14 protein-coding genes and 1 tRNA gene are annotated in these 16311 nt (G+C 51.6%); 5 read left to right on the plus strand and 10 right to left on the minus strand.

Translation table 11 applies throughout. The annotated features are described in order from the left end of the window. Positions 1–12: 12 nt before the first annotated feature. The 6 genes from secD to OCU43_RS19625 form a co-directional block, all read right to left on the minus strand. Positions 13–1863: a protein translocase subunit SecD gene (gene secD / locus OCU43_RS19600; protein ID WP_091360184.1), complete on the minus strand. Its 1851-nt coding sequence runs from the start codon at positions 1861–1863 to the stop codon at positions 13–15. A 185-nt stretch (positions 1864–2048) separates the two neighbouring features. Then, positions 2049–2384, minus strand: coding sequence for a preprotein translocase subunit YajC (gene yajC / locus OCU43_RS19605; protein ID WP_091360186.1), 336 nt, complete (start codon positions 2382–2384; stop codon positions 2049–2051). Positions 2385–2425: 41 nt separating this feature from the next. Then, a complete protein-coding gene (tgt, locus tag OCU43_RS19610) occupies positions 2426–3550 on the minus strand; it encodes a tRNA guanosine(34) transglycosylase Tgt (RefSeq protein ID WP_091360188.1) in 1125 nt (374 codons plus the stop codon). A gap of 130 nt (positions 3551–3680) precedes the next feature. Continuing rightward, entirely contained in the window at positions 3681–4730 is a 1050-nt protein-coding gene (gene queA / locus OCU43_RS19615; protein WP_091360190.1) for a tRNA preQ1(34) S-adenosylmethionine ribosyltransferase-isomerase QueA, read from the minus strand. A gap of 313 nt (positions 4731–5043) precedes the next feature. Further along, positions 5044–5778 (minus strand): Aq_1264-related membrane protein, encoded by a 735-nt coding sequence (locus OCU43_RS19620; RefSeq protein ID WP_091360191.1) that lies wholly within the window; start codon positions 5776–5778, stop codon positions 5044–5046. A 98-nt stretch (positions 5779–5876) separates the two neighbouring features. Beyond that, a complete protein-coding gene (locus OCU43_RS19625) occupies positions 5877–6965 on the minus strand; it encodes an ethylbenzene dehydrogenase-related protein (protein WP_091360193.1) in 1089 nt (362 codons plus the stop codon). A 327-nt stretch (positions 6966–7292) separates the two neighbouring features. Here OCU43_RS19625 and trhO point away from each other — a divergent pair, with 327 nt between their 5' ends. Continuing rightward, the gene (gene trhO, locus OCU43_RS19630) at positions 7293–8273 is read left to right on the plus strand and encodes an oxygen-dependent tRNA uridine(34) hydroxylase TrhO (protein ID WP_091360195.1); all 981 of its coding nucleotides are present in this window, start codon (positions 7293–7295) and stop codon (positions 8271–8273) included. 64 nt (positions 8274–8337) lie between these two features. Here the strand turns inward: trhO and OCU43_RS19635 are convergent, their stop codons facing one another. Further along, positions 8338–9216 carry a LysR family transcriptional regulator gene (locus tag OCU43_RS19635; protein ID WP_091360197.1) on the minus strand — a complete coding sequence of 293 codons (879 nt, stop codon included), beginning with the start codon at positions 9214–9216 and terminating at the stop codon, positions 8338–8340. Positions 9217–9361: 145 nt separating this feature from the next. Here OCU43_RS19635 and OCU43_RS19640 point away from each other — a divergent pair, with 145 nt between their 5' ends. From OCU43_RS19640 to OCU43_RS19650, 3 genes are all read left to right on the plus strand, one after another. Continuing rightward, positions 9362–10135 (plus strand): ferredoxin--NADP reductase, encoded by a 774-nt coding sequence (locus OCU43_RS19640; RefSeq protein ID WP_091360198.1) that lies wholly within the window; start codon positions 9362–9364, stop codon positions 10133–10135. 122 nt (positions 10136–10257) lie between these two features. Further along, positions 10258–10344, plus strand: a tRNA-Leu gene (locus OCU43_RS19645). Positions 10345–11544: 1200 nt separating this feature from the next. Next, positions 11545–12090 carry a hypothetical protein gene (locus OCU43_RS19650; RefSeq protein WP_091360200.1) on the plus strand — a complete coding sequence of 182 codons (546 nt, stop codon included), beginning with the start codon at positions 11545–11547 and terminating at the stop codon, positions 12088–12090. A 189-nt stretch (positions 12091–12279) separates the two neighbouring features. On the opposite strand, the gene OCU43_RS19655 is transcribed toward OCU43_RS19650, so the two are convergent. Both OCU43_RS19655 and OCU43_RS19660 read right to left on the minus strand, forming a co-directional pair. Continuing rightward, on the minus strand, positions 12280–14001 hold the full coding sequence (locus OCU43_RS19655; protein WP_091360202.1) for a protein adenylyltransferase SelO: 1722 nt from the start codon (positions 13999–14001) through the stop codon (positions 12280–12282). A 38-nt stretch (positions 14002–14039) separates the two neighbouring features. Then, positions 14040–14261 (minus strand): penicillin-binding protein, encoded by a 222-nt coding sequence (locus OCU43_RS19660; protein WP_091360204.1) that lies wholly within the window; start codon positions 14259–14261, stop codon positions 14040–14042. 370 nt (positions 14262–14631) lie between these two features. On the opposite strand from OCU43_RS19660, the gene OCU43_RS19665 reads away from it, so the two are divergent. Continuing rightward, positions 14632–14964 carry a PBPRA1643 family SWIM/SEC-C metal-binding motif protein gene (locus OCU43_RS19665; protein ID WP_091360205.1) on the plus strand — a complete coding sequence of 111 codons (333 nt, stop codon included), beginning with the start codon at positions 14632–14634 and terminating at the stop codon, positions 14962–14964. Between the two features lie 111 nt (positions 14965–15075). Here the strand turns inward: OCU43_RS19665 and OCU43_RS19670 are convergent, their stop codons facing one another. Then, the gene (locus OCU43_RS19670) at positions 15076–16095 is read right to left on the minus strand and encodes a TRAP transporter substrate-binding protein (RefSeq protein WP_091360207.1); all 1020 of its coding nucleotides are present in this window, start codon (positions 16093–16095) and stop codon (positions 15076–15078) included. Positions 16096–16311 lie beyond the last annotated feature (216 nt).

The raw sequence follows: 16311 nt of genomic DNA on the forward strand, positions 1-16311 counted from the left end.
TACTCTACTCCGTCAGATCGACAGTTTCTTCAGCGTACGACCGCCGTAGGTCAGATTAACCAGCATCCGGGTAACCATGATCGCGGTGAACATGGAGGTCAGGATACCGACCGACAGGGTAATCGCGAACCCTTTCACCGGGCCGGAGCCCATCGCGAACAGAATCACCGCCGCCAGCAGAGTGGTAATGTTGGCGTCAAATATGGTGGAGAATGCGCGGTCAAAACCGGCGTTGATCGCCGACTGTGGAGGCATACCATTTTTCAGTTCCTCCCGTATTCGCGAGAAAATCAGCACGTTAGCATCCACCGCCATCCCCACGGTCAGTACGATACCCGCGATGCCCGGCAGCGTCAGGGTAGCCGATAGAATCGACATCACTGCCAGCAGCATCACCAGGTTAAGTGTCAGGGCAATATTGGCCAGCAGACCAAACACCCGGTAGTACGCCAGCATAAACAGCAGCACCAGGGCAAAACCGATCTGCACCGACATCATCCCCAGCTCAATGTTCTGCTCACCCAGGCTTGGACCGACAGTACGTTCCTCGACAAAGTAGATGGGTGCCGCCAGCGCACCAGCCCGTAGCAACAACGCCAGCTCAGACGATTCTGTAGCGCTGTCCAGTCCGGTGATGCGGAATTGGTTGCCAAGAACACTCTGAATGGTTGCCAGTGAGATAATCTTCTTCTCGACATAGGGGATCCGCTTGGTCACCTGCTCACCATCGACGGTTTCAGAGAGGGTACGGCTCTTATGTTCAACAAACAGCACCGCCATACGCCGTTTGATCGCGTTACGGGTGGTACGGTTCATCAGCTGGCCACCCTTGGCGTCCAGAGTGATATTCACCTGCGGCTGACCATTTTCATCGAAGGATGACTGGGCGTTAGACACGCTGGAACCGGTGATAATGACATCTTTTTCCAGGGTCGCCTCACGGTTCTCATTACGGAACTCGTAGGTTTCGGTGGTCACCCGGGGCGCATCGGTTTTCGCTTCCAGACGGAACTCAAGGTTCGCAGTCTTACCGATAATCCGTTTCGCCGCAGCGGCATCCTGAATACCCGGCAACTGAACCACGATACGGTTACGTCCCTGACGCTGCACCAGCGGCTCAGCAACACCCAACTCATTCACCCGGTTACGCAGGGTGGTCAGGTTCTGCTTGATGGCATAGTCTTCGATCTCACGGACTTTGCTCTCCACCAGAGTAATAGAGAGGTAGAAAGCGTCATCCCTGTCCTCGGTGTTGATGAGAAATTCGGAATAATCTTTACGCAGCAGAGTCGCCGCCCGATCGCGCACATCGGCCGCCGAGAACTTCAGTTCCAGACTGCCATCTTCACGATGCTCTACCGAGCGATAACGCAGTTTCTCGGTACGCAGCTTGGTTTTAATCTCACTGACATAGACATCCAGACGCTGTGCCACTGCGGACACCATATCCACTTCCAGCAGGAAGTGCACACCACCGCGCAGGTCGAGACCCAGTTTCATCGGGCCTGCCCCAATCGATCTGAGCCACTCCGGCGTGGTTGGCGCCAGGTTGAGGGCCACAATATACTTATCACCCAGCGTACGGCTGATAACCTCTTTTGCCTCAAGCTGAGTGCGGCTGTCTTTGAAACGAATCAGACCACCCTGTTCTGTCAGCTCTTCACCTTTAACGCTGATATTGGCCTGCTGCAAGACCTCTGTCATCTGATCCAGCAACGGTTGATTGACTACATTTGATTCCCGGGTACCGGAAAGCTGAACAGCATAATCGTCAGGAAAAAGGTTGGGCGCGGCATAGAGACCACAAACCAGCAGTACCAGCACGATCAGCGCATTTTTCCACAGTGGATATTTATTGAGCATGGCGCTCTGTCCCTAACTAGCCCGGCTATCAGATCAAACGCTTATGCCTGCAAACGTTTGTTCTGACCGGGCACCAATGTTTAGATTTTAACGTTTTAACCAGCGCAGACGACAGCCTGCGCTATCGCGGCTCTAATCACATAAAAACAACGCCACGATAGTGGCGTTTGGTTATGGATTTGTTACTAGATCTGCTTAATGGTGCCTTTTGGCAGCGCAGCACTGACATGAGTTTTCTGGAAAGTCAGCTCAGTCGTGTCATTCACGCTCAATACCACGTAGTCTTCATTAAGACGTACAACCTTACCGATCAGACCACCGGCGGTGATCACTTCATCACCTTTACTCAGTCCGCTCAGCAGTGCTTTATGCTCTTTGGCACGCTTGGCCTGTGGACGCCACATAAACATGTAAAAAATGACACCGAAGCCAACCAGAAAGATCAGGTTGAACATACTTGGATCTAAACCACCCGGTGCGGCAGCTGCTTCAGCGTAAGCTGGAGAGATAAAAAAGCTCATCAAGGCTTCTCCTAATACTTAATAAAATCAATAAATTAAAATCAAATCTCACTATCAAGAGGCGGTGTTTCCATCCCCTTTAAATGGTAGAACTGGTCAACAAAGTCGTCCAATTTACCCTGTTCAATCGCCTGACGCAATCCAGCCATAAGCTCCTGATAATAGTGCAGGTTGTGGATAGTGTTCAGCTGCGAACCCACGATCTCCTTACACTTATCAAGATGGTGCAGATAAGCACGGCTGAAATTCTGACAGGTGTAGCAGCTGCATTGTTCATCCAGCGGCCGGGTATCAGTTTTATTGGCGGAGTTTCGCAGCTTCACCACCCCGTGACGGGTAAACAGGTGACCGTTACGGGCGTTGCGGGTCGGCATCACGCAGTCGAACATATCCACACCACGGCGCACACCCTCGACAATATCCTCGGGCTTACCCACCCCCATCAGGTAGCGGGGTTTATCCTCTGGCATCTTATACGCCAGATGATCCAGCACTTTCACCATCTCCTCTTTCGGTTCGCCCACCGACAAACCGCCAATGGCATAACCATCAAAGCCGATCTCATTCAGTCCCTCGATCGACTCATCCCGCAGGTGCGGATACATCCCCCCCTGCACGATACCAAACAGTGCCGACGGGCTATCACCATGAGCTTCTTTAGAACGTTTCGCCCAGCGCAGAGAGAGCCGCATCGAATCCGCGGCTTCAACTTCAGTGGCCGGGTATGGGGTGCATTCATCGAAGATCATCACGATATCAGAGCCCAGGTCGCGCTGAACCTGCATCGATTCCTCAGGCCCCATAAACACTTTGGAGCCATTCACCGGCGACTGGAAATGCACCCCCGCTTCCGTAATCTTGCGCATTGCCCCCAGACTGAACACCTGAAAACCACCGGAATCGGTCAGAATCGGACCTTTCCAGTTCATAAAGTCATGCAGATCCCCGTGAGCTTTGACGACCTCGGTACCGGGGCGCAACATCAGATGAAAGGTGTTGCCCAGAATGATCTGCGCACCGATCGCCTCAATATCTTTCGGCAACATCCCCTTTACCGAGCCATAAGTCCCCACTGGCATAAACGCCGGCGTCTCGACATCCCCCCGGGGAAAGCTTAAGCGGCCACGCCGGGCTTTGCCATCGGTCGCCAGACGCTCAAACGTCATAAAACATTCTCTGGTCACAATCGGTCCTAAATAAGTTACCTGAACTCAGGTTTCGCCTGGGGAGTTTTGCGGTCTTCTCCCTATATAAGGCTGAATAATATAAATTAAAGGCTCATCACTGTTTTTCGGTTCAGTCCGCACCATTTTGGCGGGTCTTTTTCGACAAAAACATCGCATCGCCATAACTGAAGAAACGATAGCACTGCGCCACCGCCTCTTTATATGCCGCCATCATCTGTTCATAACCGGCAAACGCCGACACCAGCATCAGCAGGGTCGACTCCGGCAGATGGAAGTTGGTGATCAGCAGATCCACGGTGCGAAACCGATATCCGGGAAAGATAAAGATATCGGTATCGCCAAAAAACGGCTGAATCTCTCCCGCCTGACTGGCCGTTTCCAGACAGCGTACCGAGGTCGTACCCACTGCCAGCACCCGGTTGCCCCGGGCTTTGGTCTCACGCACCGCCTGACACACTGCTTCCGGCACTTCGATATATTCAGCATGCATCTTGTGATCCTGAATATTCTCGACCTTGACCGGCCGGAAGGTGCCTGCGCCCACATGCAGGGTCACGAAGGCTTTATTAACGCCCTTTTCTTCCAGACTGGCTAACAGTGCATCATCGAAATGCAGCCCCGCCGTTGGTGCGGCCACCGCCCCAGGTTTCTCGTTATACACTGTCTGATAGCGTTCCCGGTCAGAAAGTTCATCTTCCCGTTTCATATAGGGGGGCAGCGGCATGTGTCCGAACTGTTCTAACGCTTCAATCAGATGCCCCTCTGCCAGATCAAACTCAAGTTCAAACAGATCATCATGACGGGCAACCATGGTGGCTTTCAGGCCGCCCTCCAGAGTCAGCTCGGCCCCCGGCTTGGGCGACCGGCTGGAGCGGATGTGAGCCAGAGCTGAACGCTCATCCAGCACCCGCTCAATCAGCACTTCGATCTTGCCGCCGGAGGCTTTCTCACCAAACATCCGTGCGGGAATCACCCGGGTGTTGTTAAACACCACCAGATCGCCGGGTTCCAGCAGATCCAGAACCTCAAAAAACTGCCGGTGCTGAAACTCACCGCTATTGCCATCCACACAGAACAAACGGCTGTCGCTGCGCTTTTCCAGGGGGTAGCGGGCGATCAGCTCGTCGGGAAGATCAAAATGAAAATCTTTTACCTGCATAGATAAACGTTAACCTGAGACGCAATAAATTAGCTGAAACCGGCCACCTGTTCTCTGACCGGCCGATAAAAAGGGTGCGTATTCTACCCGATTTGCGGTCAAAATTCAGCTAAATTAGACGATGAAAAATGATCTCAGGCATCAGTCACCGGTAAAACAGAGGGGAAAAGGGCGTCAGCGGTGTCAGCGCGACCAAAGAGAGACGAAATAACGCGTGATAACCGGCACAGGCATTACCCGGGCTCAGTAGGCCTATGTCACTCTGACAGAGTGTTCAGCCAGGCAGATAGACAGCTTAAGGATGTGACTCAACTCATTGTTCCGCAGGCTCAAGCACTATCGCGGGCAACCGACACCAGAGATTCAACAGACAGAGTCCACTCATGGCACACACCGCAACAATTTCAACTGTGCCCGCCACCGATATAACATAGGCAAAACCGCTGTAGAATCTGGCCATCCACCAGGAGCCAATATCCAGCCACAAGGCGATCCAGCCTGCAGAGATCAATAGGCTTTTCATCCATGGGCGGAAACTGCTGTAGGCCATTATCATCGATACGATCACCAGAAACACAGCAATACCGAACAGATGTATATGTGCAGTTCTTGCCATCTGGGTCCAGCTGTACCCGCCTTCGGTATACTGCACAATATCCTCGTAGCTGCTGAAGGGCATAGAGGTGATCGCCTTGCTCATCTGCGAATTGCGACTATGGCACTTCTGGCAGTCCTCGCTGATGATATACATCACCTCATCTTTAAAGAAGCCATCATCCTGCGCGCCGTCGGCAATCCATTTCGCAATCACATCAATATCACCATCTTCGGTGACATATTGATACATCGGGCCTTTCATCGCCGCTATCAGGCGTGAATCACTGTAGTGTGACTGAACCCTGTCCATCTCCGGGATATTGAAGCCCCGATCATGGGATGAATAGAGTAGACCGATCAGGGTGGTCGCGCTGAGCGCCGCCAAAATAACAGTGATGAGAAAGCCGGAAAGTGCCAGTTTTGCCGAAACGTTAAGTACCGAGATACGCATAGCTTAACCTCTGATAAGTAGCACCACATAAGCGGAGTCTCTTCCCCCGCCGGAAGAAGAGACCATCTGTTGAGACGCCGGTCATAGCATCAATGCTGTTACTTAAAGATCAGATCATAGGCACCTTCATGGTAGAGGTGATCAATCTGTGAATTATCAAACACCGAAACCCCAAAACTGTAAGCTTTGCTCAGGTCACTGAACTGAACATCCTGAACCCCGGCATTCTCTCCGGTTGTCACCAGCGCCCGTTTGATTTCGATAGTCCACCGGCCATCCCGCCAATCCCCTTTTGCCCAGATATCCCCGCGGGACCCGGTAAAGGGTTCAGACATAATGCCTGGAATCCGGTCACCCTCTCTAAACGTATCAACGAACGGCGTTTTCTGCGAAGGTGTAATGGTATAGCCATCCACATTGCCCTGTGTCCGATTCATAAAAGCAGGTCCGGTCTTTTCGGCATTCACATTATCAACGTAGCCACCACCGGTTTTACTATCCCCATGACGGCCCCATTCACCATTCACTGCGGGGTCATTTACACTGTCGATGTACTGATCGTCAATCAGCCCCAGCGGATTCATACGCACACTTTTCCAGTGCCATATATCGATGGTCTCACCGTCGCGGGTATATTTCCGTCCCGGTGCTTTGCCGGTTTGATCAAAGCCATTAATTTTGCCGCTATCATCCTGCATATGACAGGCGACATCACAGCCTTTCTTGGCGAATCCCCGGGCATTGATGTTCCACAACAGCGCCAGCTTATCTTCATAAAAAACGTTGTCGTGCCCCGTCTGATCCTTCCCCTTCAGCTGTTTCCAACTGCCATCAGCCTGCTTTTCCCAGGGAAAGCGGGCCAGACTTTTAGTCGGATCATTATACTGAACCAGGAGGTAGATAAAATGTTCATCGTAGAGGGATTTCAGTCGCACATTAACGCTGCTCATACCACCATAGTTATCGGCTTTATAGGGCAGGTTATCAAGCTGAATACTCAACTCAGGGGCTTTATCCCATGCGCTTTCAGCCATGCCATCAAGGATAATGGTGGTATCAGTCTTTACACTGGTCAGTGTCTCGTTGGCGGCCTGCACGGCACTACTTAGCGCACAACTTAAAGCGGCGCCACTCAGTAGTACCAGTGACCCTATATAACCTGCTGGAGTTTGCATAAAGCTTCGCATAGCTTAATCCTCTCTCTGAGTTGATATAGCAGAGTCCCCCCTCTCCTTTTTTAAACCCTTACGCTACAGCTAAGCCTATAAACGCCGAAAGTGCGAACCCGGAAGCCAAATGAACCGGCTATACACTATGACCATATTGATCGGCTGTGCAGCTGCGCGACCACTCTGGCCACACAGCAAGCCCGCCGCGTTACCCGCTAACCCTTACAGTTTGTCCGTCTTCCTGCGTCGTTAATCCGGGTACAATGACGCCCCTGATGTAATACCCTACACCCCATAAACCCAAAGGCTCCGGATTTACGTTCCGATCGGCTGAGGAGAACAAAAATGTCACAGACCATCGTCTGCGCAATGTATAAGTTTGTCGCGCTGGAAGATTTTGCAACCCTGCGCGAACCGCTGCACCAAGTGATGCTGGATAACGGCGTCCGCGGCACCCTGCTACTGGCCAGTGAAGGCATTAACGGCACCGTTGCTGGCAGCCGCGAAGGCATTGATGCCCTGCTGGCCTGGCTGCAGAACGATCCCCGACTGGCCGATATCGTGTACAAAGAATCTCTGGACGACAGCAATCCGTTTCACCGCACCAAGGTGAAGCTGAAAAAAGAGATCGTCACCATGGGCGTTGAAGGGATCGACCCGAAACGGGTGGTCGGCACCTACGTTAAACCCCGCGACTGGAACACGCTGATCTCAGACCCGGAAGTGGTGCTGGTAGATACCCGCAACGATTACGAGGTTCAGGTGGGCACCTTTAAGGGGGCGATCAACCCCAACACTGAGACCTTTCGCGAGTTTCCTCAGTATGTAAAAGAGCATCTCGATCCACAGAAAAACCGCAAGGTGGCGATGTTCTGCACCGGCGGCATCCGCTGTGAAAAATCCACCGCCTACCTGAAAGAGCAGGGCTTCGATGAGGTCTATCATCTGGAGGGCGGCATCCTGAAATACCTCGAAGAGGTGCCCCAGGACAACTCCTTATGGGAAGGGGAATGCTTCGTGTTTGATAACCGGGTGACGGTAAATCATCAACTGGAAAAGGGCAGCTACGATCAGTGCCACGCCTGCCGCCTGCCCCTCACTGCCGAGCAGATGCAGAGCGATCAATACCAGGCCGGTATCAGCTGCCCCAACTGCTATGACAGCCTCAGCGATGAACAGCGTGAGCGTTTTATCGAACGACAGAAGCAGATGCAACTGGCACAGCAGCGGGGCGAGGCCCACCTGGGAGCCGATGCCAACGAGACCAGCAGCAAACGCCGGCAGCGTAAACTGCAGGAGCGTCTGGCGCAGCAGGAAAACAACTGATACCTGGCGATGTTATTGCAGTCCGGTCTGCGTGCTTATCTTCAAACACCGCCGGACTGTTTAATCATGCCTGATGACACAGCTCAATCCAGCGCTCGATCCCGGCACTACGGTACTTATGCTTATTGATCACCAGATACAGCTGACGACTGAAATCTCGTCCGGCGACCCACAAGGGCACCAGGGTTCCCAGCTCAAACGACTCTTGTAACGCGATGCGCGACAGACAACCGATCCCCAATCCCTGCGCCACCGCCTGTTTGATCCCCTCGGCGTGTTCCAGCTCCAGCAACACATTCAGATTGGGCAACAGTCCGTGCAACGCCCAGTCAAACGCCTGACGGGTACCCGACCCCTGTTCCCGCAGAATCCAGCGGGCTGACAGCAGATCGGTATCACTCAACTGCGGTTTCTGCGTCAACGGATGATCCGGGGCACAGAACACCTCAAGGCGGTCATTCAGCCAGGGGATCACCTCCAGGTCGGGGTGCTGCACCTCCCCTTCCACCAGGCCGATATCCAGATCAAAATTGACCAGCCGGGCAGCGATGGCCGAGGTATTGGCCACCTGAAGATCCAGTTTCGCTCTGGGTTGCTCGTCGAGATAACGGGCGATCAGCCCTACTGCCAGATAGTTACCGATGGTCATGGTGGCGCCGATCTTCAGCTGCCCTACCGCCTCATGCTGCGCCATATCCTGTTCCAGACTGCGGGCCCGTTCCAACAGCGCTTCTGCCCGGGGACGCAGCAACCGCCCCAGCTCATTGATCTTCAGCCGCTTACCCACCCGATCAAACAGCTGGATATCAAACTGCGCTTCCAGATCCCGCAATGCACCACTAGCCGCCGATTGCGACATCGACAGACTCTCCGCCGCGCGGGAGATATTGTCAAAATGGGCAACCGCCAGAAATACCTCCAGCTGTCGTAAGCTATACTTCATAACCTGTTTTTCCGATAACTGTTACCATAATAATCGTCTTTAACAATATAGCAGACCGATCTACTATGCACTCAGGAAATAGATAGCCCCTTTTTTATAACCTGAATCAACAGTGTTATCAGTTGCATAAGTATGAGGTAGTTCCATGTCAAATATCGGTCGTGAAGAGGTTCTCAGCGTACACCACTGGAACGATACCCTGTTCAGCTTTACCACCAGCCGGGATCCCGGATTTCGCTTCAAGAACGGTCACTTCACCCTGATCGGTCTGGAGCACGAAGGCCGCCCCCTGATGCGCGCCTACAGTATCGCCAGTGCTAACCATGAAGATCAGCTGGAATTTTTCAGCATAAAGGTACAGGATGGCCCTCTGACCTCGAAGCTGCAGCGCATTCAACCCGGCGACCAGATCCTGATCAGCCGCAAGCCCACCGGCACCCTGATCAATGATCACCTGTTGCCAGGCAAACACCTCTACCTGATCAGCACCGGTACCGGACTGGCTCCCTTTATGAGCATCATCAAAGACCCGGAAATTTATGAACAGTACGACAAAGTCATCCTCACCCACGGGGTGCGACAACTGTCGGAACTGGCCTATGCCGATGTGATTCAGGAGCACCTCCCCAGCAACGAGTACTTTGGCGATATGGTCAGCGACAAGCTGCTGTACTATCCCACCGTCACCCGCGAACCGTTCCGTAATCAGGGCCGGCTGACCGACCTGATCTCTACCGGCAAGCTGACACGCGATCTGGGCCTGCCCGACCTGAGCCTTGAGAATGACCGCTTTATGATCTGCGGCAGCCCGAGCATGCTGAAAGACACCACGAATATCCTCGACCAGATGGGCTTTATCGAAGCCCGCCACGGCGATCTGGGGCACTATGTGATTGAGCGGGCTTTTGTGGAACGTTGAAACAGGAACGTTGGAACAACCGTCTGATTGAATGCAGCGGTTGTGACGCAACGATTTCAAAGATATTTCACTAATCGCATTGACCGTTTGCAAACGAGCCGTATAATACGCTCCACGTTTGTGCCAGTGTGATGGAATTGGTAGACATAGGGGATTCAAAATCCCCCGCCCTTAAAAGCGTGCCGGTTCGAGTCCGGCCACTGGTACCATGATCGTAAGACATTAAGCCTCGTTACTCTTTAACCTAAAGAAGCGAGGCTTTTTTGTATCTGGAGATTGGGCAGAAAAGACATAGTGGATTCACTTTCTATAAGATCTTCGCCCGCCCCTAAAAGCGTGCCGATTCGAGCTCTGGAATCAGCGGCCACTGGTACCATGAACGAAATCAATTAAGCCTTGCTATTTCATAAATAGAAAAGCAGGGCTTTTTTGTGCCTTGCGTTTGGGTAGAACGACATAGGGGATTCACTTTCTAAAAGATCTTGGTCCGCCCTTAAAAGCGTGCCGGTTCAAGACCTTGAATCAGCGGCCACTGGTATCATGAACGTAAAGAGAAAGCCTCGCTACTTAGTGAGGCTTTTTTGTATCTGAGGTTTGGGCAGAATGACATAGGGGATTCACTTTCTAAAAGATCTTTGCCCGCCCTTAAAAGCGTGCCGGTTCAAGCTCTGGAATCAGCGGCCACTGGTACCATGATCGTAAGACATTAAGCCTCGTTACTCTTTAACCTAAAGAAACGAGGCTTTTTTGTATCTGGAGATTGGGCAGAAAAGACATAGTGGATTCACTTTCTATAAGATCTTCGCCCGCCCCTAAAAGCGTGCCGATTCGAGCTCTGGAATCAGCGGCCACTGGTACCATGAACGAAATCAATTAAGCCTTGCTATTTCATAAATAGAAAAGCAGGGCTTTTTTGTGCCTGCCGTTTGGGTAGAGCGATATAGGGGATTCGCTTTCTAAAAGATCATCGCCCGCCCTTAAAAGCGTGCCGTTCATGAACCCGATTCAGTGGTCTCTGACACCATGAACGACATCAATTAAGCTTTGTTTCTTAACAGTTTTTGTGTCTCCTCCCAAGTCGATATCTTAGCTTTCGTCTGCACGGTTTCTTTGCGTCACTTCATCCAAGGATATCCATCGGAAGGCAACTCTATCCAACATCGGAGTTTGAGCGTCGTTTGACGATACAAGCCTGTCTATCTTTCATATAAGCCTCCCCTACATCCGTTTCCCAATATAAAACTGAAACGCGGAAGTTCACTATCTGACCCGATGCAGACATTAAGAATGTGCAATAGTCTATGACTGGCTATCGACACAAAGTAGAAATGTCATTAGTGCTATGTTAGCTTGGATATTCACCAATTTCAGATTCCGTGAATACCATAGCCTAACTCAAAGGACGAGAAATGATTTCCATAAAAAATTTGTGGAAATACTTTATAGCTTCAATATTAGTATTGATAGCTATTAACCATAGCGCCTATGCAAAAGAAAGCCTGTATCAACAGAAGCTAAGAATAGTCAACGAAGTGCTCTGGCCTGTGATGGGAAGTATAACCTTAGAAGATTTACGCTCTCGAACAATTGGAAACTCCTCTGTGAATGATAAATTTTCCCACTTATCTGATGAGAGCCTCCAAGTAACATCAAAGATGTATTTGATGGTTATAGCAAACATGCTCAACTTGGAAGAAGTAAAAGCCTTGAAGGCGATGTCATTAACAATGGTTGGTGGAGTGATAGTTCAAGACCTTCCTATGACTATATATGGTCATCCTGCATTAAAAATTTCCGAAGAGATGTATTCTCCAGAAGAATGGCAAGAGTGGGAACACTTTCTTATCGGAAATTCCACCTTGATTTATTCTATACATTATAAGATGAAAAATAATTTAGAGGACGAACTAGAAAAAGCTAAAGCAATTATTGCGTCTCAGAAGAAATCAACATAAAGGGGTCAAAGCCCTTTTAACCAATAAATCTCTTTGGTCGCCCCGTCTTGCCTACTCCATCTTTGGGGTCAGGTATTGAGTTTTGCATTTCGGCTTACTACCCAATATAAATAAAAAGATATATATATTTATTGAGATAAGAAAGAGATAGGGCTGGCGCTAACAGCCCACCCACCCGCTGCTAAAAATTCACGACGAACAGCTGTAATGAGATACGCCGCCAAGCTCTCTGAACTCGGACGGTTTCAGCCGATAGTATTTATCTTCAACCTCCTGTGATTGCTCATCATAGGGCTGGGTCATCACCTCCTGCAGTTCCCGCACCAACGCGTAGTCGCCTTCTGCGGCTTGCTGATAAGCTGGAGCAACCAACCACTCCCGCAGGCTGTATTTCGGGTTAACCTGTTTCATCTGCTGCGCAATCTCCTCACGGGAACCGGACTGGCTGTCGATCAGGGTATTCCATTTTGCCAGCCACGCTGACCAGCGCTGATCCATCGTTTCCGGATCGGCCTGGTAGACCGCGCCTTTGTAGAAGCTTTTCTTGAGTGAACTGATGTCGTCAGGCAGATTCGATAGTTCGCGAAAGAGGATGGTGTAATCCACCGGTGTTTGCACCATCAACCCGCCCAGCTCATTGAGTAGTTCTTTGTTAAAGTGTTCCAGCCCGAGTTTGGCGGCCCACATCGCTTCCAGCTTCGCCTGCATCACGGTAGCAAAACCACTGCGAATATCGTCCAGCTGCTGCAAAGCCGCCTCATCTGCGGCCAGCAGCGGCCGCAATGCGGTCCAGAACATGTGGTAGTTTCGCTCAGCAGCGGCGGGCTGATTCAGAAAGGAGAAGTGTTGGCCGCCGCCGGTCCAGGGTTGATATTGCGGATCGAACTGCTCACAGAATCCGAACGGGCCATAGTCGAGGGTGAAACCACCCGCAGCACAGTTGTCGCTGTTAAAGTTGCCCTGACAATATCCAACGCGGATCCAGTTCGCCACCAGCGAGGTCAGGCGGTCGCGGAACGCGTCCGCGAGCAACACCACTTTCTCAGCGAGGGACTGGGCGTTGTCAATAACGTCGGCGTACTCTCGTTCGATCAGATGCAGCACGATCATCACCAGCTCCTGCAGCGCATGGGGATGCGCCTGTTTACGGGCCCGGCGAGCGAACAGCTCCAGTTGTCCAACCCGCAGGAACGATGGTGCGACCCGGGTCGAGATAGCGACGGGCTCCGATACCATGGTGTCGGGATCCATCGAGTGCGAACCCTCTGTGTACCAGGGTCGTTGAACCTGCTCAATGGTAGATACGTACAGGCTCAGCGAGCGGGAGGTTGGCACGCCCAGGGCGTGCATATGCTCCTGCGCCAGAAACTCACGGACACTGGAGCGCAGCACCGCGCGCCCATCCGCGCCGCGGCAGTACGGAGTCCGACCGCCACCTTTGAGCTGCATCTCCCAGCGCTGCCCCCTGATCACCGCCTCAAGCACTGAGATAGCCCGACCATCGCCATAGCCGTTGCCGGTTCGGAACGGACACTGCTGATCGTATTCAGTGCCATAGATGGACAGTGCATAACCACAGGCCCAACCGGCCCTGCGCAGAGGCGCAGGCACCTGAGAGAGATCGCCTGAGAACATCCTCATAAAGTCGTCTGACTGTGCCAGACTGTCAGCGAAACCCAGTTCGCGAAACAGCGCTTTACTGTGGGTGATGTACTCGGGATCGGCGATGGGCGTGGGTTTTACCGGGACATAGTGGCCCGTAAACACTTGGCGTGGCGCGTGGTCAGCGCCATCGGCTTTGGCATCAGGGTCGGCGTTGAGCCTGTCCATGAGCGAGTAGTTTGCCAACGGTGCGAGATCGTCAAGGGTCGCAACAACGGGTGAGGCTTCCTCGGTCTTTCGATTGTTCATAGGGGTACCTCATAATGCAGCCAGAACAATGATTTCCCTTAATAACAGGAGTTAGGCGTATTATCAGGATCAACCTCTCCATATACTTCTTCAGGGTCCACATCATTCAGCAGCAGGATCTCTCTGACAGTTTCAATATGAGCAAGAACAGCCTGGTAGCGATCACCGTACTCATACTGAGTCACTTCAATTGCTTTGGGCATATAAGTAAAGGCTATTTTTAATGCCTTCAGTGCATCTTCGTCCATCTTTTCACTCATATCAGATCCTGTGTATTGAAATTGAATAGACAAAGAAAAGGGTAAAACGTCAGGCTTTGAACGTAAAGGCCCATGCAGAATGCCCGAAGAATCCACGCATAATGGATCATTCACCGCGAAAAGCATTAAGAATCGATGAATGCAGCCGGGTTTACACTACAATCCTGGAGAAAATGAGTGGGAAAAACGTCAGAAACGGGAGCACTTTCTTTACAGTACCAAAGACTAGCATAACTATACGATCAAAGCTGACCCAATCAGATAGGCGGTGCAATCAATTTTCCCGCTCGTCCCCGTTTTCCTGCTAGAATGCCGCCCCTTTCACTACGATCAGCAACGGTCAGCGAAATAACACGATCAGGAGTCACCCATGTCTAAATGTTTCTATAAAGGTACTCCCGATATAATGGGCCACTACGGTAAAAGCGGTTATAACACCAAAGCGAAGGTTAAGCCGGGTAGCGACATCAGCCCATTATCGCTGACGGTCAATTCGCAAGCGCGCGAGCAGGAAGTTGCCGCACTGGTGGCACAACATGGACTGGTCGCAACGATTGTTGTGGATGGTGATGCTGAAGAGAATATCGCTGAACTGACGGCGATGTTGGCGACACCGAAGACCGTGCAGGTTGAAAAAACACCGGAAAGAAACGCACCCTGCTCCTGTGGCAGCGGCAAGAAATACAAAAAGTGCTGCGGTTAACCTCTGATCACAGCAGTTGACAGTAGGGCCCATCCTACCCGGTTATAGAAATAAACCGATGCGCCCTGATATCACAGACCGCACCGGTTCACTGACGCTGACGTTAGCGGGTTATTTGCAGCTTTCTGCCAACTCTTTAGCACGCGCATAGACGGCTCGTGCGGGTAGTCCTTTCGCTTCCAGTTCGGCCAGATAGTCTTCAGACGCTTTATCCAACACCGGTTTCCAGGCCGGGTTTTCACTGCCGCCTTCAACGGTATAGATCTCATGCCCCAGCGCTACCGCCTGCGCACGCCCTTTAATATCCGCGTCATCGAACACACCGGCGGCGATCTGAGACCAGGTTTCACCGGAGTTATCATCAATGACCTTTTGCAGATCGGCAGGCATACTGTTGTACACATCCTTGTTCATAGTGACCAGAAACGACAGGGTGTACAAACCACCCACCTCAGTATGTTTCGGTGTCAGCTCATTCATACGAAAGGTCAGTTGTCCCTCCCAAGGTAATGCAACGCCATCGATAACTCCCCGCTGAACCGATTGAAACGCCTGCGGCGCAGGCATACCGACAGGTTGTGCCCCTAATCCTTCCAACAGTTTTGCCACAACCGCAGTAGGGCGACGGATTCTCAGCCCTTCAAAGTCAGCAGGTTCTTTAATCATTTTTTCGGTGGTATGAATATGACCGGGGCCGTGGGTGAACAGGAACAGCGGTCGGGTATCGCTATATTCGTCACTGATCAGCTTTTCATCGTACAGGCGCTGAATAATACAGGAGCCCTGGGCTGCACTCTTGGTAATGCCGGGCAGCTCAACCACCTGGGTCAGCGGGAAACGGTTGGCAGTGTAACCCTGTACGGTGAGTGACACATCGGCGATGCGACTGGTCACGGCATCATACAGCGCCGGGGGTTTAGCCAGTGTTGAAGAGGGATACACCTCTACCGCAATACGCCCGTTGGAGTCAGCCATCACTTTATCTGCCCACGCCTGAGCAACATTTTTATGTATCGCCGCCACCGGAGGAAAAAAATGCGCCAGACGCAAGGTGAAGTCTGCCGCCTGAACAGTTTGAACCATTGCGCCTGCTGCCATAGCCAGAACGCTGCCTAAAATTAGTTTTTTCATTGCATAGATTCCATTTAGATTATTTTTGTTTTGTTATTTTCAGGACATAACATTTATAACCAATTGATTTAAATAATATATCCAAAAGGTGTTATAAACTGACGAGTACGGCTCAACACTCACTGCAACATGCGGACCTGAAGCCGGAAACCGGGATATTGTTCCGTGTCGGGTTTGGCCTTAAAACCGCCACCACAACAGAAACCAGAGGATCAG

The sequence above is a fragment of the Amphritea atlantica genome, assembly GCF_024347255.1.
GTDB lineage: Bacteria > Pseudomonadota > Gammaproteobacteria > Pseudomonadales > Balneatricaceae > Amphritea > Amphritea atlantica.